General features: G+C 45.3%; 22 protein-coding genes. 8 read left to right on the top strand and 14 right to left on the bottom strand.

Annotation, left to right across the window (positions count from 1 at the left end; translation table 11 throughout):
• Nucleotide 1: 1 nt before the first annotated feature.
• Both JWG39_RS13535 and JWG39_RS13530 read right to left on the bottom strand, forming a co-directional pair.
• On the bottom strand, nucleotides 2–511 hold the full coding sequence (locus JWG39_RS13535) for a TRAP transporter small permease (RefSeq protein WP_205219954.1): 510 nt from the start codon (nucleotides 509–511) through the stop codon (nucleotides 2–4).
• A 278-nt stretch (nucleotides 512–789) separates the two neighbouring features.
• A complete protein-coding gene (locus JWG39_RS13530; protein WP_205219953.1) occupies nucleotides 790–1,833 on the bottom strand; it encodes a TRAP transporter substrate-binding protein in 1,044 nt (347 codons plus the stop codon).
• 666 nt (nucleotides 1,834–2,499) lie between these two features.
• Here JWG39_RS13530 and JWG39_RS13525 point away from each other — a divergent pair.
• Nucleotides 2,500–3,540, top strand: coding sequence for a TRAP transporter substrate-binding protein (locus JWG39_RS13525; protein WP_205219952.1), 1,041 nt, complete (start codon nucleotides 2,500–2,502; stop codon nucleotides 3,538–3,540).
• 283 nt (nucleotides 3,541–3,823) lie between these two features.
• Here JWG39_RS13525 and JWG39_RS13520 read toward each other — a convergent pair whose 3' ends face one another.
• Nucleotides 3,824–5,155 carry a hypothetical protein gene (locus tag JWG39_RS13520; protein ID WP_205219951.1) on the bottom strand — a complete coding sequence of 444 codons (1,332 nt, stop codon included), beginning with the start codon at nucleotides 5,153–5,155 and terminating at the stop codon, nucleotides 3,824–3,826.
• Nucleotides 5,156–5,160: 5 nt separating this feature from the next.
• The gene (locus JWG39_RS13515) at nucleotides 5,161–6,645 is read right to left on the bottom strand and encodes a beta propeller repeat protein (protein ID WP_205219950.1); all 1,485 of its coding nucleotides are present in this window, start codon (nucleotides 6,643–6,645) and stop codon (nucleotides 5,161–5,163) included.
• 618 nt (nucleotides 6,646–7,263) lie between these two features.
• Here JWG39_RS13515 and JWG39_RS13510 point away from each other — a divergent pair.
• From JWG39_RS13510 to JWG39_RS13495, 4 genes are all read left to right on the top strand, one after another.
• Nucleotides 7,264–7,989, top strand: a complete 726-nt coding sequence (locus tag JWG39_RS13510) for a hypothetical protein (RefSeq protein ID WP_205219949.1) — start codon at nucleotides 7,264–7,266, stop codon at nucleotides 7,987–7,989.
• Nucleotides 7,990–8,115: 126 nt separating this feature from the next.
• Nucleotides 8,116–8,709, top strand: a complete 594-nt coding sequence (locus JWG39_RS13505) for a hypothetical protein (RefSeq protein ID WP_205219948.1) — start codon at nucleotides 8,116–8,118, stop codon at nucleotides 8,707–8,709.
• Between the two features lie 454 nt (nucleotides 8,710–9,163).
• On the top strand, nucleotides 9,164–9,859 hold the full coding sequence (locus tag JWG39_RS13500) for a type 1 glutamine amidotransferase (protein WP_205219947.1): 696 nt from the start codon (nucleotides 9,164–9,166) through the stop codon (nucleotides 9,857–9,859).
• A 572-nt stretch (nucleotides 9,860–10,431) separates the two neighbouring features.
• The gene (locus JWG39_RS13495) at nucleotides 10,432–13,515 is read left to right on the top strand and encodes an ABC transporter substrate binding protein (protein WP_205219946.1); all 3,084 of its coding nucleotides are present in this window, start codon (nucleotides 10,432–10,434) and stop codon (nucleotides 13,513–13,515) included.
• Nucleotides 13,516–13,794: 279 nt separating this feature from the next.
• Here the strand turns inward: JWG39_RS13495 and JWG39_RS13490 are convergent, their stop codons facing one another.
• From JWG39_RS13490 to JWG39_RS13445, 10 genes are all read right to left on the bottom strand, one after another.
• Nucleotides 13,795–14,703 (bottom strand): glycyl-radical enzyme activating protein, encoded by a 909-nt coding sequence (locus tag JWG39_RS13490; RefSeq protein WP_205219945.1) that lies wholly within the window; start codon nucleotides 14,701–14,703, stop codon nucleotides 13,795–13,797.
• 98 nt (nucleotides 14,704–14,801) lie between these two features.
• Nucleotides 14,802–17,162: a trans-4-hydroxy-L-proline dehydratase gene (gene hypD / locus JWG39_RS13485; protein ID WP_205219964.1), complete on the bottom strand. Its 2,361-nt coding sequence runs from the start codon at nucleotides 17,160–17,162 to the stop codon at nucleotides 14,802–14,804.
• A 537-nt stretch (nucleotides 17,163–17,699) separates the two neighbouring features.
• Nucleotides 17,700–18,506: a 4Fe-4S binding protein gene (locus JWG39_RS13480; protein WP_205219944.1), complete on the bottom strand. Its 807-nt coding sequence runs from the start codon at nucleotides 18,504–18,506 to the stop codon at nucleotides 17,700–17,702.
• Between the two features lie 407 nt (nucleotides 18,507–18,913).
• Complete coding sequence (locus JWG39_RS13475; RefSeq protein WP_205219943.1) at nucleotides 18,914–19,987, bottom strand: hypothetical protein; 1,074 nt, start codon at nucleotides 19,985–19,987, stop codon at nucleotides 18,914–18,916.
• 741 nt (nucleotides 19,988–20,728) lie between these two features.
• A complete protein-coding gene (locus tag JWG39_RS13470) occupies nucleotides 20,729–20,866 on the bottom strand; it encodes a hypothetical protein (protein ID WP_205219942.1) in 138 nt (45 codons plus the stop codon).
• A gap of 50 nt (nucleotides 20,867–20,916) precedes the next feature.
• On the bottom strand, nucleotides 20,917–21,054 hold the full coding sequence (locus JWG39_RS13465) for a hypothetical protein (RefSeq protein ID WP_205219942.1): 138 nt from the start codon (nucleotides 21,052–21,054) through the stop codon (nucleotides 20,917–20,919).
• A 50-nt stretch (nucleotides 21,055–21,104) separates the two neighbouring features.
• Entirely contained in the window at nucleotides 21,105–21,242 is a 138-nt protein-coding gene (locus tag JWG39_RS13460; RefSeq protein WP_205219942.1) for a hypothetical protein, read from the bottom strand.
• Nucleotides 21,243–21,292: 50 nt separating this feature from the next.
• Nucleotides 21,293–21,430 carry a hypothetical protein gene (locus tag JWG39_RS13455; RefSeq protein WP_205219942.1) on the bottom strand — a complete coding sequence of 46 codons (138 nt, stop codon included), beginning with the start codon at nucleotides 21,428–21,430 and terminating at the stop codon, nucleotides 21,293–21,295.
• A 50-nt stretch (nucleotides 21,431–21,480) separates the two neighbouring features.
• Nucleotides 21,481–21,618, bottom strand: coding sequence for a hypothetical protein (locus JWG39_RS13450; protein ID WP_205219941.1), 138 nt, complete (start codon nucleotides 21,616–21,618; stop codon nucleotides 21,481–21,483).
• 50 nt (nucleotides 21,619–21,668) lie between these two features.
• Nucleotides 21,669–21,806 (bottom strand): hypothetical protein, encoded by a 138-nt coding sequence (locus JWG39_RS13445; protein WP_205219940.1) that lies wholly within the window; start codon nucleotides 21,804–21,806, stop codon nucleotides 21,669–21,671.
• Between the two features lie 525 nt (nucleotides 21,807–22,331).
• On the opposite strand from JWG39_RS13445, the gene JWG39_RS13440 reads away from it, so the two are divergent.
• The 3 genes from JWG39_RS13440 to JWG39_RS13430 all read left to right on the top strand — a co-directional run.
• Complete coding sequence (locus JWG39_RS13440) at nucleotides 22,332–22,547, top strand: 4Fe-4S dicluster domain-containing protein (RefSeq protein ID WP_205219939.1); 216 nt, start codon at nucleotides 22,332–22,334, stop codon at nucleotides 22,545–22,547.
• 2 nt (nucleotides 22,548–22,549) lie between these two features.
• Nucleotides 22,550–23,197, top strand: coding sequence for a ferric reductase-like transmembrane domain-containing protein (locus JWG39_RS13435; RefSeq protein ID WP_205219938.1), 648 nt, complete (start codon nucleotides 22,550–22,552; stop codon nucleotides 23,195–23,197).
• Nucleotides 23,194–23,998, top strand: an 805-nt coding sequence (locus JWG39_RS13430; RefSeq protein WP_205219937.1) for an FAD-dependent oxidoreductase, incomplete at its 3' end; no start/stop codon positions are given. The genes JWG39_RS13435 and JWG39_RS13430, both read left to right, overlap by 4 nt.

Genomic DNA, 23,998 nt, shown 5'->3' with positions numbered 1-23,998 from the left:
TTTATTGCTCTCTTGTAATATCTTTGATACCGATCCAGTCTTCACGCATTACAATGAGAGTTCTTAAAAACATCATAACGCCCATCACTGGTAAAACAGCATAGAATATATATTCTGGGATTTGCAGGGTTGCCGTCCGGGCATATTCATCCTGGAACATCATGAAGGTCATTTGTGCACCGAGATACACCATCATAAGAGAAAAAATAAGAACGGCCAGATGAGAAAACAGAGTGAGTGGCCGCTTTAGTATGGGAAGCATCTGGGGCAGGGCGTCAATTCGTATGAGAGAGCGGTTACGTATGGCAGCCACGCAACCGATGTATGTTGAAAAGAAAATAACTTTGCGCACAACCTCGTCGGACCAATAGAGACTGACATCATTTGTGACTTTGCGCAGAATGACATTTGCCATGGCAGTGCAGAGTGCAAGGGAGACCGTGAGAAAGAGAGACCACTCTTCAATGTGTAAGAAAATTCTGTCAATGGATTTAAAGGTTTTAATAAACATATCTGGCGTTATCGCTGAGTTGAGCAGACCTCCGTTTATGGCAGGAGTGCGAGGTACGATTTCGGTGAGGGAAAGGCTGCATTTTTTACAATATTAGTTTTTCCCGCACTTTACGGTGTTAGTCAAGGCCCAATTGCTCTGGGGATCATTCCAGGCAAATCAGTTACTCGTACATACGAAGCACCAAAAAACAAAAAAAGTAGAGATAATGCAAGTTCTTACCTGCTTCATCTCTACTTTTTCACAAGGATACCAGGTTACAGCAGTAATGATAGAGACTACTTGAGTGTTTTACGTACGGTCTCTAGATACTCTGGCCCTATTTTTTGGCTCCATTTTTCAAGTACTGGCTCTGCCATCTCTTTAAGTGTTGCTATGTCACTGTCGGAAAGAGTGATGAACTCAACGCCTGCCTCTTTGGCTTGTGCCACTTGAGCTTCATGTTGTGTCCGGGTAGCTGCTCTTGCTTTTGCACTCTCTTCAGAAATGACAGAAAGTAAAATATCCTGCAGATCTTGAGGGAGCTTTTTGAGCCATCGCTTATTGATAAGATGGACAAAGAGCCCTTGTGCATAGTTGAGTTCAGTAAAAGATTTGGCGATGGTAAACTTTTTGGTGATGTTGCATACAATAGCAGTGTGGTCAAGGCCTGTAATAACACCTGTTTGTAAGGCCTGGGGTACATCAGGCCAGGGCATAACAGTAAATTTTAGATTCCATGCCTTGTAGGTATCGGTATTTACTGGGGCCTGGGCAATACGAAAATTGGTCTCTTTTGCATCTTCAACTGTTTTTACAGGGGTGGTCGTTGCCCAGCCGTAAGGGCCGTAACCTGTTACGTCAACCACCAGCAGACCTTGCTTTTGTGCACCATTTGCAAAGGGTTCCCAGGTTGCCGGAGTATTTCTAAAGGTATCGAGTTTATCAAAAGTGTCTACAACATAGGGCAGGTTAACGATTCCCAGGAGATCTGAGACATTTGCAGCTGCAACAGATGAACTCATCATACCCTGGATGGCTCCAAGTTTGAGCTTTGCTATTACATCTTTTTCTCCTCCCATTTGGGAAAGAGGACGGAAATCTACGTAGAGACGCCCGCCTGACTTTTCCCACACGCGATCACGGATCGCGTAGCCAACAGCCACCCCTTCAATAACAGGATGGGAGACATTGGAAAGAATATAGGTGTATTTTGCCCCTTTAGGGTCAAATTTTGGTTGCCAGTCTTCTAAGGGATTTTTCTCTTTTTCAGCTGCGAGAAGTGAGCCCGGCAGGCAAAGAGCAAGAACAAGAAGGAGCATTGTTGTGAGCAGTTTCTTCATCTATTTTCTCTAATCCAGATTTTCGTTTTGGTGATGGTATACATGGTCTATGTCTTTGTTTTTTGAGCTCTTCATTACCACAAATTTTTACCAGAAGTAAACCTTTTAGTGAATTAAATGCGGTGTTGCGGTCTTTCTGGTTAAGAATGTAAGGTATATTTTGCTGTGAAGGCCACAAAACAAAGCCCTGACGTCGTGCAGATTGTTCGAAAGGACCCCGACCTGGATGGTCACTTGAATCTCTACGTTTTCGATTTTATGTTGAAAAACAGGTTTGCCATACGGCAGTTTATGAGTGGATTGACAAAGACCGTAAAAGGGAGGAAAACTCCACACGTATCTACTCCGGCATGGCAAACGTCGCTGGAAAGGCGGTAGACGCAAACGAGCCGGGGGCTTTTGTTCCTGACCGCGTAGACATTACAGAACGCCCTCAGATCGTAACTGAGAGGAAGCGGATTGGAGACTGATCGCTTCACGCTTTGAGCCTGAACACAAAAAGTGCAGGAATGAAGTTGCTTCTGGTAACCTTCTGTGATGTCTTGTGCGTGTGGAAACCATGATGATTTAGTGACTTAAACAGGATTTCCTGCTGATTTCCATGGCAACATCTGGTACCTTTTGTAAAAGAATTTTTTAATGTCTATCAACCTTTAGGAGGGAATAATGCGTTTTTCTAAAAATGTATGCCTGGCTATAATTTTTGTATTGTTGAATATGTTTGTATATTCAACTAGTTTCGCAAAAGAAGATCCTTTAGAGGAGTGGAGCCCATCCTTTGACCCTTCAAAAGCGCAATATGTATATCTCCTTTCTTGTGTGGGGCATCCTGCGATTGAAGGTGTTGCCGTGGGTTTTAAAATTCGAGACCGTCTCTGGAAGGAGACAGATGGAAAAATCTATGTTGATTTCAGGCCCCTGTCGCAATTGGGCGGTGAAAAAGATGTTATTAATAAATTAAAATTTGGTGCAATACAGGGCATGATGAGTTCCTCCGTTGCTGCAGCCAATATTGCCCCGGTTCTAGGTATTGTCAATTTGCCCTATGTTGTGGACAGCTTTGAAAAGTTGGAAAAATTCAGATCAAATGAGCAGCTGTGGAAACCATATCAGGATGCGGCTCTTTCCAAAGGACTGCAGGTTTTAGATTTCACTGGTTATGGCTCATACGGCTGGGCTACAACAAAGCCTGTTGCAACGAGAGAACAGGCCCAGGGGGTCAATTTCCGGATTGCCCAGGCACCTGTAAATATAGATATATATAAGGCATGGAATCTAAAATTTTCCGTTTTGCCATGGCCTGATGTTCCCCAGGCCTTGCAGACCGGTGTAATTGACGGTTTGGATCATACGCCGATAGTCTGTAATATTTCTAAAAAATTTACTGTTGCCAAATATTATACCCAGCTCGATTATGCACAGGGATTGTATGTTCATATCATCAATAAGCGGTGGTTGGACAAGCTTCCGCCCGATCTGCAGGAAATATTTTTACGTGTTGTCAAAGAAGAAAGTGCTATAACCAGAAAACTCACGATACAACAGCAGGAAGAACAGATTGCAGCAGCAAAAAAGGATGGTGTCACCTTCTATGAGCTTTCAAAAGAAGATAAGGCCGCAATGATTAAAGATTGTGACCCTGTCTACGATGTATGGGGTAAAAAAATAGGTAAAAAGTATTTGGAACAGGTTCAAAATACGCTGTAACCAGGAACAGCACCATCCTTTGTGTACGGCTGGTTCATTATCCGTGACAGCCGTGCACAACTTTCTCATTCCTTTACCTCTCTTTTTACTGACCCCAAAAACACGACAGAACAAACAGGATGATACATTAATTTCATTGCAGAAACGTCTGTTGTGAGATGAGCCACCTGTTGTGCTGAAGACGCCCAAATTGGGCGTCTTTACAAAGACCTTTTGCTTTTTCCTGTCTCCTTTTCCCGTCCCCCTGCCTTTGAATCCGCCAATACACAATGTAAAAATAAATCTACCGTTTATCGGCATTAAACGTATCCAGGACGTCTTTCCCTTCCTGTTCTTTCCCTTTGGGTATCGGTACATATACCGTGACGTACTGGCGGACAAAGGACAGCGATTGACCGACTGTCATGAGATAGGAATAGACAAAGACCAGGCCCGGCACGGGCGTTTCCATATACTCCACGGATTCATACCTGGATCCAGGAAGGCCCCAGGTATGAACGGTTCCGTTTAAATAGATCCCCTTCTTCCCGATAAACACCTGGCCCGAGCCCCTGAGGTTCCGCCGGTAGGTCAACCAGGGGGCAACCAGAGCGGTGAGCCAGATGAGAACCAGTATGCCCAGAAGAAAAACGAATACCCAGACGGCGGCCTGATTTTCCTCGGTCAGGCAGAAGCTGCCACTCACACACAATATGATAAGTGATATAAACGCCAGCAGGCGGAGCTTCGATCTTTCGACACGAAAATTCAATTCCGTGTATTGCCGCCATTCGTCAGGATCGTAGATCCAGTGGGCCAGAAGACCCTCACCCCGGATCAATTTACTGACCGCAGCCGCCAGGTATCCATATATGGCAAGGCCGATAATGCTGAATGTTATAATGCAAGAACCGATGACCATGGCCTCCATTCCTTTGTGACGCTCGCCACCAAAGTAGAGAAACGGGAGTACAACCAGAGCCACGCCTCCAATCAGCAGCGCTAAAAAAAACTTGCACCCATTGGCGACCGAACTCTGTCCCACAAGATCGGGTTTCCCCGGCCGAAGCCACATCAGCCCCAAAAAAATAAATACAAGGGCGAATATACTTAAAGCCTGGGTACGATAGGGAAATCGAAGACTGTTGGGGATGTTACCCCTGTCGAGATCGGTAGCGTCCAGGCGGATATAGGAGAGGTGATCAATTGACCCATGGCTCCGTATTTCAAGGTATCCCTGTTGTTCTAATTTCTTCATGTAAACATCGGCAGGGTTGAAATAGACAGCCTGCGGTGTAATATCCCTGCTCCTGGGAAAATGGCTTTCACGCCAGGTTTGCGCAGAATCTCCCTCGATCCGAGAAACTTTCCCTTCGATTTCTTCACGTATAAACTCGGCAAGAGGTCGATAGCGGGTACTCAATCGAAAAGTGTGTTGCTTTTCGTACATTCTTTCATGTACAAACTCGGCAAGAGGTTGAGAGAGGGTACTTGATCGAAAAGTGTATTGCTTTTCGTACAACGCCGCCCAGTCTACCGGCTTGAGGGACATCAGTTCACCGGCAGGCCGCCACCAGAAAAGGAGAGCCGTAGCAAGAGCACAGGATACCAATAGAGTTTTAAATAAAAAGCGCATCAATTTCACCTTGATCGGTTCATTGTCATGGTTCCAGTGTTATCTCCTGCCACGTACGTCCGAGATCGGTTGAGAACCAAAGACCCTGATTGGTTCCCACCAGGATACCTCGTTTTTTGTCCACAGCCGTCGAAAACACTTTTTGCAATTTTCCGGCCGTTGTCGAGACGGAATGGGAGAACCACCTCGGTCCAGCTCCTTCCCGCATCCGTGGAGTGCAGGACTCCGAGCCCCTTGAAATCCACATACCAGCCGCCAGCCTCGTCCACACCGATTTGGTTCACGTGCTCCAAATAAGCGAACAGCTGGTGTTTCCATGTCTGGCCCCCATCGCGGGAGACAAACAATCCCTTCCCTCGAGTTCCGGCATAGAGCCATCCATTGGAGCTTACGGCGAGCGCCTGGATGCTGGCATCCCTGAGTACCCCGGCTGGACGGGTCCAGGTTCTTCCCTCGTCCTGAGAAATGAGGACACCCTGTTCTTGAGTTCCAATGAACATGCAACCCGATGGAGCAAAAGCAATACACTGCACAATACCGTTGAGCAGTCCGTCATCTACTCGTGACCAGCGCTGATCTGTGTCGGAAAACTGAAACAGTCCGCCCCCATATATACCGGCAAAAAGGGTCCCCCCCGGGCTTCTCTGAATCGTCAGAATATCTCTGTTCGTCAGGCCTTCATTGATCATTTCCCATTTCTGCCCTCCATCCTGGGAGCGGTAGACACCTTCCCCAAAAAAACCAGCAAAAACCTGCTCTATGCCCTCATGGATCAGCGACTGTAGAGGGGTCTGTGGAAGTCCTTCCACCTTTTCAATCTGGGACTTACCGGATTGGTGAAGCACTTTCTGAAGTTTGCTCCGTTGGGCCAGGAGAGGTGCCAGTCGCCTTTGTTGATCTTCGAATTGTCTAATCTCTTCCGGGCTTTCAGGAAATTTGTGCAACTTCCCGATTTGCCAGATCTTTGAATTCAGCTGGGACAATTCCTTTGCTGCTTTCTCCTTTTCCACATCGGCTTGTTTTCTCTCAACCTGTATTTTCTTGCTAAAATATTCCACCGAAGTGCGAAAAAGACCTTTTCCCCATATCTTTACGTAACAGATGTTATTTTTCGGGGGGAAGACGGTAAAGGCCGCGTTTAAAGCGGCAGCGGGAGCCCATTTCTTGCCGTCACTGGAGCGAAAAAGGCCTTTGGACGTTGCCAAAAAAAGATGACCATTGGCGTCTGCGGATACGGAGTAGAGGTATACATCGGGAAGATGAAGGGCTTGTTCCCATTTGGCACCCCCGTCAACTGAAGAGAAAAGACCGTTTACGTCATCCGTCAAAACAAAAATTCGACCATCCGCAGGAATCAGGATCTGAATAATGTTGGGCTCGGGAACCGTTGCCGAATCTTCTGCGTAGCAATAGCCACTGCCTGTTGCAGCGGCTATCCACAAGAACAGGAAATAGCCAAACATTTTAATTCGTGATGTTGTCAGGTGCATTGTTTAGAGCCCCCCTGTTCCAGGCATCATTTTGCTCTCAGATGTCGAAAATCTTCATGAGTCATTGTTCAGATTCAAGTATAAAGCGTTTGAACAAGTGATTCTATAGTTTCTGTATAATTTGTTATTTTGAGTGTTATGTAAAAAGAAGGAGTCCTGTGTCGTGTCTTTTCTTTAGAAAACTCTTTAACTTATAGCTATCAGGAATTAGCGTATATTTCAAGATGGTTTTAAAAAGGCAGTGTACTCTTGTGAATTATGTAAACACAGTGGTTGCTACAGGCCAGTATAGAACCCTGTGTGTCAGGCAAACTGAAGATTCAGACTGCCAATGATAAGAGAGAGTAAAACTGGCCAGTTTACGCGAGGCTGTAAAATGAATTGTGTAACTGTCCATTTTTCTATATCCTGCACTTAGACCGTTGAAATGGCTCTTCGCCGAGAGCTGGACATGTATACCAAACAGTCGCCAGTCGGTCACAACACCGGCAACAGCTGTAATGGCACATCTCGCAAGACGCTGCAAAGTGAGAAGGGGAGGTGCAAAATCCAGCTGAGGAAAGACTGATTATTCAAGGGACCCTAATGTTAAATGTCATAAAATCAAAGGGGGTTGTAATGACAGTGACAAAAGTTCTTGCTCTCATCTGTGTTCTTTTTCTTGCAGGCTGTGCCTCATATACAACACCTGGAGGGACTGTTCAGCTCAGCCAACTGTCTGACGTAAATATCAATGAATTGATGTTAATAAAACCTGCCGCGTCTTTTCCGGCAAATATCTCAGTCGCGAGAATACAGGCTCCCGGGTATCAATCCTGCAAAGTTGATAGTTTTGGCTCTGGCCGATACAGTGTTGTTACTACGAGAGAAATAGAATCAGAGCAGGACTTTGAAAGGTTATCAAAATTACCGCAAGTTGCTGGTATTGCACCTTTGAATCGCATACTACTCCCAACAAACCTTGAGTCAATCAAGGCTTTGCGAGAGGCATCCGCACGACTAAAGGCCGATATTCTGCTTATCTATACATTTGATACTTCGTTTCACGCCGGGGAGCAAAAATTCGCACCGCTTAACGTTATCTCGCTTGGTTTCCTCAAAAATAAAGAGGTTACCGTAACGACAACTGTTTCGGCTGGGTTCTTTGATGTTCGGACAGAATATCTCTTTGGTCTTTCCGAAGCTACCGCTAAAGAAAGCAAAAATGCAAGTGTTTGGAGCAACTCGGATACTGTCGACGATTTGAGGGTTCTTACAGAAAAGGCCGCATTTCAAAAGCTCCTTCCAGAAATAGAAAAAACATGGAATGGTATTGTCTTCCAGTATGCTGGTAAAAGCATTTAAGCATTGGGTTCACAAAGGACCGGGAACACAGGGTGGCCTTTTTCAACAGGTCATTTCGAGTTGAACGTGGTAAAAACGAAGTCATTATTGGGTTCCCGGCGTGTGAACAAGACGTCGGCTTGAAAGATGATGATCACAATACTAACAGGATTATCCATAGCACTCGGTGGCTACATCGCCATTATGAACTGGTACACCATCTATGCGTCTTACACGTCAGAAAAAAACGTCTCCTCAGTCCCATTCTTTGGTGCTTTCTTCCTTGTTCTCGGGTTGCTCGGTTTTCCACTGACCAGCCGATATGCATGGGCAGGCATTCTGGTCGACTACGGAACGCTGGTTCTTCTCCTTGCACTCCCAATGCTGGCGTGGGATTCGTGGACCACATCAAGATTCAACCTGTTATACAGGTTCCTTGCAGATGCTGACGGCCGTCGAGACGATATCCGAATGTTTAAGAGGAACAAGTTCACAATCAAAACAGACTATGATCCACCCATCCCAGGTGATGAACACGGGGCCCTTGTTCTGTCTCAAGGCCGTGTTGGAAAATGGCTGACAGCTGGTGACAGCTTCTGTCTCGAGGGGTACGAAGAAGACAGAATTCTGAGAATCAGAAAGAACGATGGTGAATTCATCACAGAAGAAGAGAATTACCCCGATAACAATGAGTTCCAACATGATCGCATGGGTGGACTCATACTTAAACAATTGAAATAAAAAAAGACCACTGCATAAATAAAATCCTGGTCCCTGCAAGAAAGCCTGATAATTGGAAACAATTCTTAGCATCTCCAGATAAACAATGGAAAACAGGTTATTCTGCAAGGTCCCCTAATAATGATATCAATCTATATTTTGCCTGGGTAAAAGGTGAGGCCAGGTTCCTGGAATCTTAAATATAATTTTTTTGGTAACAAACAGGGCAACGCAGACTCGTTGATGATCGCGTGTGCCACGCCAACTTTATGAAAGATGAAGAAGGGCCGCTGGATTACTCGCCTTGCCAAACGAGAGCCAAGCCTTCACTGGAGAACTGGCTCTTCTATTGTGGTTGGACAGTAAGAGTTTGTATGAAGCGAGAGTTTCACGTACGGTACTGTAAGAACCTGGGACAAACCCCGGGATACTCGACCCCACAACTCAACATTATCCCTAAAAATAAGGTTAGTTTATGAACGCACATTTTTTACAGCATGTTTCATTTGAAGAGTTGGGTTCCATAGGACCCTGGTTGAAATCTGCAGGATACAAAATTACTAAAACTCAATTCTTTGAATCCGATAAATTACCTGATCTCAACATGTTAGATATGCTCATTGTCATGGGCGGCCCCATGAGTGTAAATGATATAAAGGGTTTTCCCTGGCTCGTTCAAGAAAAGAATTTTATTCGTGAGGTGATCGATTCAGGAAAGCCAGTTTTGGGTATTTGCCTTGGCGCACAGCTTATTGCAAGTGCGATGGGAGCGGAAGTATATCAAAATGCAGAAAAAGAAATTGGATGGTATCCAATCCAGGGAATTTCAACGGGAGATGATTCTTCTTTCAGGTTTCCTTCAGAGACTCCGGTTTTTCACTGGCACGGTGATACCTTTAGTCTTCCACAAGGAGCAACATTACTCGCACGAAGCCCAGGATGTGAAAACCAGGCGTTTCAAATTAACCGTTCAGTTCTCGGATTACAGTTTCATCTTGAAACTACACCCGAATCTGCAAGAGATATTGTCTCCAATTGCAAAGACGAATTGATCCAATCAAAGTATGTACAGCCTGAAACAGAAATTTTATCTGCAAAACCTGAATTGTACAAATCAATAAACAGGATGATGGATGAGGTTCTTTCCTTTCTTACACAAGGCACCCATTAATCAAGGGATAACAAAAAGGCGTTTTTTTGTCTTTGTCTTTTTTCGGCTGTTTATCCATTCGTAATCGCCAAAAAAGATCTCTACGCAGTTGCGTTCTCTGGTCAATACAAAATGTAAATGGTATCAGACCGCAGAGAACAACTGGTAGTCAAGCTTGCATTGGAGCCGCTGCTGGAAGTATGGCTGGAGCGTAGATCTGGACATCAAAGGTTTTTTTTGATAATTTGGACCATGATATCCTGCTGAAAGCGGTGAATAACCATACAAGTATTTCCTGGTATCTGTTGTATATTAAACGCTGGCTGGAATATTGTGGTTGGACAGTAAGAGCCGTATGAAAGCGCGAGTTTCACGTACAGTTCTGTGAGGGCCGGGGGGGGGAGAACCCCGGGCTGTACTCGACCGATGAACTTCCCGTTATATGGCCTGGAGGCTCAAAAATGAATAATGAATCCTTGATAGCATCCGGTTGTACAGATAATGCCAATACCTGTAACTGTACCTGTAACTGTACCTGTAACTGTACCTGTAACTGTACCTGTAACTGTACCTGTAACTGTACCTGTAAAAAGTTGAAAGAGAACTTCAAAATTTCAAGTAAGACCATCGCATTTTTAACGATTGGAATCTGTTTTTTTCTGTTTTTGCCTAACCAAACGTATTCTCAAGATACGAAAACGTCAAAAATTCTTATTCTGAATTCGTATCATAAAGGGTTTCCCTGGGTAGACGGTATCGTTGAAGCGGTAGAATCTGGTCTTGACGCCAGGGGTTTTGTTTATGACCTGACAGTCGAGTATATGGACACCAAAGCACATTCGTATGATGCCGCTTACAAAAAATATCTGTATGATTTATATGCATTTAAATATAGCAACTACAAGTTTGATGCAATTATTTGCTCAGATGATCACGCATTTGATTTCCTGCGGGAATTTCATAAGAAATTGTTCCCTGATACTCCCATAGTATTTTGTGCAGTGAATAATAGCAGTGCCGAAGATCTTATCGATCCCAAATATTTTACCGGGGTGCTTGAGACACCAGACCAGGAGGCGATGATAGACCTTGCCTTGAAACTCCATCCGGGCCTCAAGAAAATCTACTTGATTGCGGACACAACACCTTCGGGAAATTACCGTTGGGACAAGCAAACCGTCCCATTGATTTCAAAATACCCTGATCTTGAATTTATCCGTATTGACGACAGTTTGTCTCTTTCTGAAATTGAGGACAAAATGAGAAATCTTCCGGAAGACGCAATCTCATTTTACGCCACTATAACGCGCGATAAGACTGGACATCATTTCCCCTTAAAGGAAGTTGTATCACGAATTTCAGCGGCGAGCAAACGGCCTGTCTACACATTTTTAAAGCAGGATCTCAAATATGGTCTCATTGGTGGGAATGTGCTGGAAGGCTATTATCAAGGAGAACAGGCGATCGATATTGTGATCCGTATTTTGGAGGGAGAAAATATTGCAACCATACCGGTTGACAACAAACCCACTTCGCAATTTATATTCAGCTACCCACAACTGAAGAGATATGGCATCAACTTATCTGATTTACCTGAAGACAGTGTTATTATCAACAGACCCGCTTCTTTTTACGAACTGAACAAGCATGTGGTCTGGATTGGATTCGGGGTGTTCGCTTTTCTCGTCACTGTTGTAGCTCTACTTGTCTTTGATATCACGCGAAGTCGAAAGATAAGGAAGGAACTGCTTGAGAGCGAGGAACAATTACGTCTCATCTTCGATAACTCTCCCATTGGAATTTGTAGCAACGATTTACATGGCAACTTTATTACAACAAACCCGGCCTATGAAAAGATGCTGGGATATTCTAAGGAGGAACTCAGCGGGCTAAGCTTTTTTGATATAACTCCCCCGGATTATCGCCCAAAGAACAAAGAACTTTTCCAGAAAATGTTTACTTTGGGGACAGCCGGATTCAGATTTGAAAAAAAATATATACGCAAAGACGGCTCTGAAATTAATGTCAGTATAAACGGTACAGCAGTAAGAGACAGTAAGGGCGTTACGAGATTTGGAACCGCATTTGTGGAAGACATCACGGAAAAAAAGCAGGTGGAAGAGGCGCTACGGGAAAGCGAAACAAGACTACGCATGATCGTTAATCAATCCTCCCTGGGCATCAGCGTCGCCGATCTGAACGGCCGGTATGTGTCCGCTAATCCGGCCTATGAAAAATTAATCGGCTACACCGAACAGGAATTGCAGAATCTGACCTTCTACGACCTCACACATCCTGATGACCGCTCGGTAAATCGCCAGCTCTTTGAAAGCTCGAGCGCCGAGGATTCCCACAGTTTCACTATGGAAAAACGCTATATCCGTAAGGATGGAACCGAAATCACCGTCATCATTCATGGCGGGACGATTTTCGATGCGACTGGTATGCCCCAGTTCGTCCTCGGGCTGTTTGAGGACATCACCGAACGTAAGAACTTAGAGAAGGCACAGCAGAAATTGCAGGCCCAGTTGATTCAGGCACAAAAAATGGAATCCGTGGGAAGGCTGGCAGGTGGTGTTGCCCATGATTTTAACAATATGTTGAGTATCATCATCGGCTACTCTGAATCCGCCCTGGAAAAGTTGTCTTCTGACGATCCGCTTCAAGAAGACATCACCGAAATTTTAAGCGCTGGCAAACGTTCTGCTGATATCACACGGCAGTTACTGGCTTTTGCACGCCAACAAACCACGGCCCCCAGGGTGCTTGATTTAAATGACGCTGTAGAAAGCATGCTCAAAATGCTGCGACGGCTCATCGGCGAAGATATTGATCTTAAATGGTGCCCTGGGGAGAATGTGTGGCCTGTAAAAATTGATCCATCACAAATCGATCAAATTCTGGCCAATCTCTGTGTCAATGCCAGGGATGCCATACCCGGTGTCGGTTATGTCAGCATTGAGACAAAAAATATAATTTTCAACGAGAAATATTGTGAAGAGAACGCGGAATTTATTCCCGGAGAGTACGTGATGCTGGCGGTTAGCGACAGCGGTAAGGGTATTGCTCCGAATGTAATCGATAAAATATTTGAACCTTTTTTCACAACCAAAAAACGTCATGAGGGGACGGGGTTGGGGTTATCAACTGTTTATGGAATCATCAAACAAAATAATGGATTTATCAATGTATACAGTGAAATAGGAAAAGGCACTACCCTCAAGTGCTATTTTTCGAGACATATTGGTGAAAAGGATATCTTAGGCCTGGAAAGTGCTGATGCAATGATTTTGAGCAAAGGTGAAACCATATTGCTTGTAGAAGATGATAGCGCCATATTGAAGCTTGGAGAAAGGATGCTTAAGGACTTGGGATATACGGTATTTTGTGCAATTACTCCGGCAAAAGCGATAAAAATAGCTGAAAAAAATATTGGGAATATAGATCTTTTAATAACAGATGTGGTTATGCCTGAGATGAATGGACGGGAGTTGTCTGATTGGATTCAAAGAGAAGACCCTGATATTAAAACTCTCTACATGTCCGGCTACACATCTGATATCATTGCTCACAGGGGGGTGCTGGAAGAAGGCGTTTGTTTCATACAAAAACCATTATCTAAACAAGAGCTGTCCGTGAAGATAAGAGAGGCTTTGAATAATGTCAGGGAGAGTTAGCCACATCAGGGAAAAGGGGGAGAAAGGAGGCAGAAACAATACCATTTACATTTTTTACTGCCCCCCCAAAAACACGACAGGACAAACAGGATGATAAATTAATTTCATTGCAGAAACGTCTGTTGTAAGATGAGCCACTTGTTGTGCTGAAGACGCCCAAATTGGGCGTCTCTACAAAAACCTTTTGCTTTTGCTTTTTCCTGTCTCCTGTCTCCCGTCTCCTGTCTCCCTTTTTCCGTCCCTTGCCTTTGAATCCGCCAATACAAAATGTAAATTCTATTACCCGCCCACTCCGGCGACCAGTCCCACTTCCGCAAATTGTTCAATAATCTGTTTTACCCGCTCTTCTGTTGGTGCCATCATCTGGCTGGAATCGTATTCCGTACCAAGACGTTTATATTTGTTCACGGCGATATCATGATACGGTAAAAGGTTTACAACCACCTTCTGTCCTTCGAGTGAGGCAAGAAACCGGGCACTCTCTTCAATGTTCTTCTCATCGGCATTGATGCCGGTAATAAGGGGAATACGAATGCTTATTACAGCATCTCTTCTGGCAAGAGCACGCAGGTTTTCGTGAATCAATTCATTGCCGGAACCTGTCCACAGGCGGTGCGTATCCGTATCCATACATTTCAGATCAAAAAGGAAATGGTCACATTCCTCTGCTACGGCCAGCATGGTTTCCTGCTTTACCAGCCCGCAGGTATCCACAGCGCGGTGCAACCTGCGCGCACCACACTCTTTCAGCAGCGCCAGAAGAAATTTGGGCTGCCGGGTGGGTTCTCCTCCTGAAAAGGTGACTCCTCCACCGGATTCCTCATAGAAAGGGCGATCCTTTTCCACCACAAATAGTATATCCTCCACCTCTGCCCGTCTTCCAGACATCTCGGTTGCCAGTGTCGGGCAGACATCGGCGCATTTCCCACAGGAAGTACACATGTCAACGTCCGTTACAATCCCTGCGGGAGTCAGGATACAGGCCTCTTCGGGGCATGCTTTCACACACTCTTTGCAGCCAATGCACTTTTTTTCGTTGTACATTTTCTGCGGCAGCGGAGAAATACTCTCAGGATTATGACACCAGGCACAGTGCAGGGGACAGCCTTTGAAGAAAACAGTGGTCCGAATTCCCGGGCCATCATTTATAGAGTAGTGTTTTATATCAAAAATTATTCCGGAGCTCACGGTGAACCTCTCGTTATTTCACAACCATGAAAAGAGGGACATGCCGTTTGCTGCATGTCCCTCCCGTATTGAATTGGAATGAGTTAAGACATTGCAGCCTACACCGCCTCATTCTCCGTCCGTTCAATGACCTCTGTCTGCAGATCATCGTTCATGTCGTTAAAATAATCGGAATATCCTGCCATGCGCACCAACAGATCCTTGTAATCGTCGGGTGTTTCGCGGGCGGCAAGCAGGGTTGCCGTATCAACAATATTAAACTGAATATGGTGTCCACCCAGTTTAAAATAGGTGCGAATCAGCTGACCCAGTTTTTTTACATCTTCATCCCGTTTTAACAGGCTCGGCAGAAAGCGTTCATTGAGCAGTGTCCCGCCAGATTTCGTCTGATCCAGCTTCCCAAGGGATTTAACCACTGCGGCAGGGCCATGGGTATCAGCACCGTGAGAAGGGGAGGTCCCATCGGAAATTGATTTCCCGGCAAGCCGTCCATTGGCACTTGCTCCCATTACCTTGCCAAAATAGACATGGCAGGTCGTAGAGAGCATATTGAGATGGTACACTTCCCCTTTGATATTTGGCTTGCCTTCAATGCTGTCTACCAGATCGTCATAGACCCGTACGGCAATATCATCGGCATACTCATCATCATTGCCAAAGAACGGTGTACGATTCATGATTGTCTGGCGCATCACCTCTTCACCTTCAAAGTTGTTCGCAAGAGCCCCCAGCAATTTTTCCAGCGGGATTTTTCCATCCTCAAAAACATGCTTTTTCAGAACAGCAAGGCTATCCGTCACCGTTCCAAGGCCGCAGCACTGGATATAGCTGGTGTTATATCGGGGACCACCGTCGTAATAGTCTTTTCCTTTGCTGATGCAGTCGTCAATGACCACGGAGAGGAAGGTGGCAGGTGCATATTTTGCGAACATGCGGTCGATATAATTACTCACCCGCATCTTCTGATCCACGATAGAGTGAATCTGCTTCATAAAGGCAGCGTAGAGTTCGCCAAAACTGGTGAAGCTGAGAGGATCACCGGTCTCTATACTGCACCGCTTTCCAGTCATGGGATCAACACCGTTGTTCAGCGTAATTTCAAGAACTTTTGGAACATTTAGATATCCCGTCAGCAGAAAGGCCTCTTTGCCGAAAGCACCAACTTCAATACAGCCGGAGCAGCCCCCTTCGCGGGCATCACGCAGACTTTTGCCCATGTTGACCATCTCCTGAACATAGGTGTCCGGATTAAAAACAGAGGGATATCCGTGGCCCTGGCGAATCAGTTTTATGGCGGCATGCAGGAATTCGTCCGGTGTTTTTTTACTGATATGCACAGAATTGCCGGGCTGCAGAATATGCAGTTCCTCAACAACCTCGAGCATGAGATAACTTACGTCATTTACGGCATCCTCGCCGTCCGGGGTAAGCCCACCTATATTGATGTTGGTAAAATCGTTGTAGGTGCCACTTTCCTTGAAGGTAATTCCCACCTTCGGCGGTGCAGGGTGATTGTTCACCTTTATCCAGAAACAGCAGAGCAACTCTTTGGCTTCATCACGGGTAAGGGTTCCTTCTGCAATCTCTTTTTCATAGAAAGGGCGGAGATGCTGGTCGAGATGCCCGGGATTCATGGCATCCCAGCCATTGAGTTCTGTAATGGTGCCAAGATGCACAAACCAGTACATCTGCAGCGCTTCCCAAAAGGTTTCCGGTTTATGTGCAGGAACCCGGCGGCAGACAGCAGCAATCTTTTCAAGTTCCTGTTTCCGCTGTGGATCACGCTCCGTTTCGGCCTTCTCTTCAGCCAGATCCGCGTGACGTTCGGCGAAGGTAATGATGGCATCACAGGAGAGAGACATTCCCTCCCACTGCTCAGCTTTGTCCGTTGCTTCCGGATCGTTAAGATAGTCAAGGGCCGCGATATTTGCCTCTATCTCAGCCTTGAAATCCAGCATTCCTCTTTTATAAATTTTCCCGTCAAGCACTGTATGACCAGGCGCCCGCTGTTCCATAAATTCCGTGAAAAGCCCGGCTTCATACGCTGCACGCCATTCATCTGGAACATGATTAAAGATACGCTCCCGCTGAGTTTTGCCTTTCCAGTAGGGAATTATCTCCCGCTCATAGGTATCAATATCTTCCTGGCTCGTTTTGTACGGCTGCATGTCCCGATTGTTCATGACGTGGAAATCTTCCACGCTGTGGCAGGTCAGCTCAGGAAAGGTACAGATTGCCTTTGGCGACGGTCCCCGCTCACCGACAATCAGCTCATCATCACCTATATAGAGGGTCTTGCGGGTGCAGTGATCCAGAAAATTAAGACCTCGCAGAACCGGCACGGGATATTTTCCGAAATTTTCTTGATAAAACTCTGTTTCATGTACAGCCCGTTCAATGGAGATAATTGGCGTTGCCTCCACACTCAGCTTGCGCAGACGTTGAATACGGGGATTCATGCCGGGCAGTTTATTCTTTGAGTCTTTTGGGTAAAAATTCCCTTCAGCCTGAGCTTTTCTTTCCGGGGCAGTACAGACGGGGGCATATTCTTCAGACATGGAAACACCTCTTACGGGAGTAGATTTTCAGATGCACAAACACTGAAAATACATAAGAAACAATGTAAAATCAAAGAGAAACGGAAAATAAGGAACAGCGAAAGAGGGGGGACTACTGATAAAACATGCGGCAGTTGTAAAGGCAGCGATAAGATTCGCGATTGTTGGTGACAACGAATATGGCTGACATAAATATTGCTTCTCCATAAGGGACCCATAAATAGAGTTATGGGTACTTTAAATACTCGCTCATCTTCCTGGTTACAGGAAAAAATTATGGATCTCCACCAATTTGTCAAGATTTTTCTACTCTGGAAAGCAGGAATTGAAGGTACCGGCAGTAAAAAACCAGTATTGTCGAGTCAGGGTTTTGCCTGTACAATTTTTACAGACAAATTTCCAACCGAACAATACTGATATGCTATTGAAATATGGACGTTATTCCGGCCAGTAAAAAGTCGGTCGTTTCGGAATGCTGCAGTTTTCGTTCAATCTTTTGGAAATATCCAGCACGGGACCCGGTTTTATGCTGCGTGCATTCTCCGGGCAGGCTTTAATACATGCACAACAGAGGATACATTTGTCAACAATGGGGATAAAGCCATTATCGGCATCAACAGCATCCACAGGACAGACGGTAACGCAGGTGCCACAGCTGTTGCAGGCATCACTTACGGCAATAAAATCGGTCTTTGGCGGTTTTTTATCTTTGTAGGGGAATGCGCCGGGGACCTTGAGTTCTCCAGCGTTGCTTATCCAGTTGTCAATATCGAAGTGGGCGGCGATATCCCGGCCGAACTTTATGCCAAGATCCAGGTCGTCTTTATGAGGGCGACCGACAGCAACGGGAAATTTTTGAGTGGAGAATGAATGTTCTCCGATGAAGGCGGCACCGGCAATGGGTTTATAGCCGCGCGTGGAAACAAGATCCCGTAATTCGATCAATGAATCATCGAATTCCCGATTTCCGTAGAGGACGACACAGATGGCAGGTGTGCCGGGAGCGACTTTTAACTCCCTCAGCCATTCGCAGGCCAGTTCCGGCAGGCGCCCGGCGTAGGTCGGCATCGCAAAGATAACCATATCATCCTTTTTCGGCAGCAAGTCGTGTTGTTTCCGCTCTGTGGGAAGGGTAATGTTGAAGTCTTCTCCTTTCTCCGATCCCAGCCCCTGGGTAATGGCCCGGGCCACTAACTTTGAACTGCCGGTGGGAGAAAATGTTACTGTGTACAGTTTACTTTGCATTGTTACATTCCTGATGTTTTTTTCAGGGCAACCTTTAACGTCATGGTTCCCTGGAAGAATCTGTAATTACGCATGAAATTGTTTCATACCCCACAGTTCTTGCCATGGCTTGCCTGGTAACGACAGGATCGAGGTCAGCCTGTCCGTGCCACTGGCGAAACCCGACCCTCTGGTTGCCTTTTCCATTTCAGGTGAAATCAAGATTCCTCCAGAGAATCTCTGATGGTCCTGAGTGCGATTCCTCGGTTGCTTCTCCCAGGACCACTCACCCCTCTTCATAAATTACATCTACTGCGTATAGTGTTTTGTTTAGAACAAATTTTTCCACTGATATTTCAGAGAGAACTCTTTGTAACTGTAACGTTTGTTCATTGGAGCTTCCCTGCAGGTTTGAGTTCAGCATCTTCTCAATCCTTTTCCTCCCTTTCGGCAATCGCAGAGTAGAGCTGCAGATCATATTTTACCAGTGGATGCAAAAGAGTCTGGAAATTTTCCCCGGCAATATCGTACAGCGGTGCATCTCCCGAGCAGTTAAGCGGTTGTACCTGTTGAATAAACGGCAGGTTATATTTTTTACAGAACCGTGCTGCAAAACTCTGATAGTCTTCAGTCCGGCCTATATCTGAAAAATATTTGAAATTTTCCAACGCGTTGACAATATCCTTATCTCCCACTTTTTCCGGTCGATAATCAAGGAAATATCTCGTTTGGATGTTATCGAAAAAATCAAATTCAAAGCCGTCCATATTGTTTACAAGTCTTTCCAACTGCTCTGTGATTTCTGTTTTCGAATCATTGAGACGATCGGCAAGTTTGCGCACGCATTTAGGATGTGCCCGGTAAAAACCCGACCCGGGATTTTTGCCAATGTTGCGAATCCAGTTCAAATGGGAGTGCAGATGATGCCAGGGTTCACGGATAATGGTGTACAGCGCATAGTCTTCAAGCGTAAAATATTTCTTAATTTTGCCCAGAGGCAGATGGCCGACCAGATATTTTTTGTCTGCTGCCAGCTGCGGATACAGTTGTGTGTCCATCGATTCAAGCCGTGTGGATATTGACTCGGCGGGGTAGCGACGGCGGACAAAATTATCAAAAGAACTTCCGGCTGTTTTAGGAATATGCATAAAAAATATTTGGGGCAACGGCTCCTGGAAGGTAAATGGAATTTCAGAGATATTTACGGAGAAAAGACTGGCCTTAAAGGCACCATAGCGAACGGTGAGTTTCTTATACGTGGCAACATCTATGTCCTTTGGAAAAACAAAGGTAAACCCGCACCTGCCGGTCGGGTGTAGTCGAAGATTGAAAACATCTTTTCGATTTTTGTCAGCTACAACCTGACCAACACATTCTTCATCGAGATAAATACTGAGGTTAACCGGCTTTTTTTGAAGCAGTTTCGAGAAGATCCAGCCGCTGATAATCTGGTCATTCAAGATATCAACTGCGAAATTGATTAACCTGGATTTGTGGTACATGCATTTTCCCTCCTGTAAAATATTATCGGCAAATCTTTATTCACAATTTCTATTCTGTGCTCAATAATGGATTATTCTCATAAGTTATCACGACTTCACGATTCTGTCTGCCTGCAAATAATCCGGGAACTTCTGGATCATTGATGCCCCTTTCAATTTCTGTGTTGTATTTTTGGATTTATAATCGAAATATCAGTGAGATAGATCTGTAAATGTTTCTTTTCCCTGACTTTGTGCGATACACGCCCCTTATTCTTCCCGGTCTGCGGTTTCCCGGCAACAATTCTTTTCTCTTTTTTCTCTCCGTGGTCCCGGGAGGTATTTATTTTGGGGACTGCACGCTGCGTCATCCTGCTTTTATTTCCTGATATTTTCCCGGAGGAGAGATTATACCATTTCCATTTTGTATTGGCGGATTCAAAGGCAGGGACGGAAAAAGGGAGACAGGAGACGGGAGACGGGAGACAGGAAAAAGCAAAAGCAAAAGGTTTTTGTAGAGACGCCCAATTTGGGCGTCTTCAGCACAACAGGTGGCTCATCTCACAACAGACGTTTCTGCAATGAAATTAATGTATCACCCTGTTTGTCCTGTCGTGTTTTTGGGTCAGTAAAAATGTAAATGGTATTACTCGCAGGGATCATGACCGTTCTGGATGAAACGAAAAAAAGGGGGGGCCTGGTGTTGCCACCAGGCCCCCCTTTGGGGGAAGATTATTCAAGGTACCCCTATGATATACCCGCTTATTTATTCTGATTGCCGTTCCAGCGATAGCCAATGAAATTGTCAGAGCTGTCATTGTGGGTATCAGTGGCGAAACTGACGGAAACCATGGAGATTGTGAAGATCATTGCGATAAGAGCGAGAGCTGTGGTTTTCATAATTATTACCTCTGCGGGAATTGAGTGCTGTTTTTTGAGTTGTAAAAATCTTATTTATTCTGATTGCCGTTCCAGCGGTAGCCAATGAAATTGTCAGAGCTGTCATTGTGGGTATCAGTGGCGAAACTGACGGAGACCATGGAGATTGTGAAGATCATTGCGATAAGAGCGAGAGCTGTGGTTTTCATAATTATTACCTCTGTGGGAATTGAGTGCTGTTTTTTGAGTTGTAAAAATCTTATTTATTCTGATTGCCGTTCCAGCGGTAGCCAATGAAATTGTCGGAGCTGTCATTGTGGGTATCAGTGGCGAAACTGACGGAGACCATGGAGATTGTGAAGATCATTGCGATAAGAGCGAGAGCTGTGGTTTTCATAATTATTACCTCTGCGGGAATTGAGTGCTGTTTTTTGAGTTGTAAAAATCTTATTTATTCTGGTTGCCGTTCCAGCGATAGCCAATGAAATTGTCAGAGCTGTCATTGTGGGTATCAGTGGCGAAACTGACGGAGACCATGGAGATTGTGAAGATCATTGCGATGAGAGCGAGAGCTGTGGTTTTCATAATTATTACCTCTGCGGGAATTGAGTGCTGTTTTTTGAGTTGTAAAAATTTTATTTATTCTGGTTGCCGTTCCAGCGGTAGCCAATGAAATTATCGGAGCTGTCATTGTGGGTATCAGTGGCGAAACTGACGGAAACCATGGAGATTGTGAAGATCATTGCGATGAGAGCGAGAGCTGTGATTTTCATAATTATTACCTCTGCGGGAATTGAGTGCTGTTTTTTGAGTTGTAAAAATCTTATTTATTCTGGTTGCCGTTCCAGCGGTAGCCAATGAAATTATCGGAGCTGTCATTTTGAGTGTCAGTGGCGAAACTGACAGTTGCTGTCGAAAGTGCAAAAAGTATTGCTGTAAGAACGATTGCTGTGAATTTCATTATGAGATCCTCCTGTCTGTTGAGTATTGATATCTTGTTTGAATGTTCAATCAAAATATACATAGAGGAGAGAAGAGTCAAGATTTATTTTGAGTATATATTCAAAATAAAGGTGGAACACCCTCAGAAAAGTGTCCGAAGGATGTCTCTCAAGGGATTGAGACAGGTATCGTTCGTCTCCTGGAAGGGCCGGTGGCTCTCAAATTTTTGTTTCGCAATAGGAACGAACTGCCTTCCTTTCCTGTGAAAATATGATCATGTTCTCAACAGAATCCTGCCCGTGGAACTCCAGGATTCCATGCGTTTATGACAAGGCTCAGCAATATGCAGGAAAATTTCCTGTCCTGGTCTAAAAGGCAAGAAGAGAGGAAATTATCCTGAAAGAATAAAGTTGTTTGACAGTTAGACATGTCACGTTTAGTCTGCTAATTAAAAGAAGGAAGGGTCAGATGACAAAGAAAGACCTGGAGAAACCCTTAACGCACCTGACAAATGATTATCAGCACAAGAGAAAGGAGGAAAATCATGGCCATTGAAAAGATTCAGGGATGTATCGGTTGCGGGATATGCGTAGAGACGTGTCCCACGGATGTCATTCGTCAAGATCCGAAAACGAAGAAGGCATTCATTGCCTACCCGGCGGACTGTCAGATATGCCATTTGTGCAAGATGTATTGCCCTGTGGATGCAATCACTATTTCACCGGAAAAATCCATTCCGGTTATTGTTTCCTGGGGATGAAAATGCACGTATATATAAAGAGTAAAACGTTCTGGTTGTCACTGCTGTTGTTTACCGCTGTTCCGCTGCTGATCCTCTGGGCAGGGGGCACTGTTTCGGGGAGATCTTTGTACATGGAGACTCTTTCCGTTTTAACGATTATCGCCTTTTTCCAGCTGATCGGACAGTTTTTCCTGACACGCGGCAACCGGTATGCCGTGAAGGAACTGACGATGAACAAGGTGCTGATCTCTCATAAATGTACTGGTTATATCTTTGTCCTCATCATCCTTTTTCACCCGCTTTTTGTGTTGATACCACGCTTTACTGAAGCAGGTATTTCCCCGGGTGATGCCTTGATCACCATGATTACCACCATGAACGGGGGAATTATTTCTGGTCTTATCGCCTGGTGTACGCTGCTGACACTGGGGGGGACGTCCCTTTTTCGTAAAAGGTTGCCAATGAAGTACAGAAGCTGGCGGGTTCTGCATGGCGTTCTGGCGATACTCTTTGCGGGAACAGCCGTATGGCATGCGGTGAATCTCGGACGTCACGTAACGCTTGTCATGTCTGTTGTCCTCTGCCTGCTGGCGGCGGGCGGGGTTGCTCTTCTGTTCAAGGTGTATGCAACGCAAAAAGGTCTTTCTGAATCAGGAATAGAAAAATGAAAACATCAAAAAATCAAACAGATATATCCCGACGTACCTTCATGACTCTCGCAGGTGGCGCAGCTGGAATTGCGGCCATGGCGGCCATGGGACTGACTCCGAATCGGGCAGATGCTCACTCCAATATCCCGAAAGTGGATGCGGATACAATGAGCTCAGTTGAAAGCGAAACAGATGTGCTGGTTCTCGGCGGCGGCATGGCTGGAGTCTTTGCGGCTGTAAAGGCCCATGACGCCGGTTCCAAAGTAATGCTTGTCTCCAAGGGACGGTTGGGATCGTCTGGGATGACGCCTTTTGCAAAAGGAATTTTTGCCTTTGATCCCAATACCGCCAAAATGAGCCTTGATGAGTATGTCGCTGCGGTCTCCCGCTCCGCAATAGGGACCAACAATCCAGTCTACACCCGGCAAACGGCAGAACACTCCCTTGCTCGAGTCAATGACCTTAAAGAATGGGGTTTTTTTGACTCCCCCATTTATAACAAAAGCTTTCTCAAGCCCATAAAAGAGAGAAATATCCCTGTCAAAGAGAGAATCGTCATCACCCACCTCATCAAGGAAAACGGACGGATTGCTGGCGCTGCAGGCTTCAGTCTGGATGAAGAGAAAATTCATTTTTTCAAAGCAAAAAGTGTGATTCTCTGTACAGGTGCCGGCGGTTTTAAACCCAATGGATTCCCCATCTGTGACCTTACCCATGACGGTACGGTTATGGCCTATGAGATAGGGGCCATGGTTACCGGAAAAGAATGGAATGACGGCCATCCAGGCAGATCTAAAAATCCTGCGGCATGTTATGATG

Source organism: Desulforhopalus vacuolatus, from assembly GCF_016918505.1.
Classification (GTDB): Bacteria; Desulfobacterota; Desulfobulbia; order Desulfobulbales; family Desulfocapsaceae; genus Desulforhopalus; species Desulforhopalus vacuolatus.
This window is presented reverse-complemented; position numbering and strand designations above follow the sequence as displayed.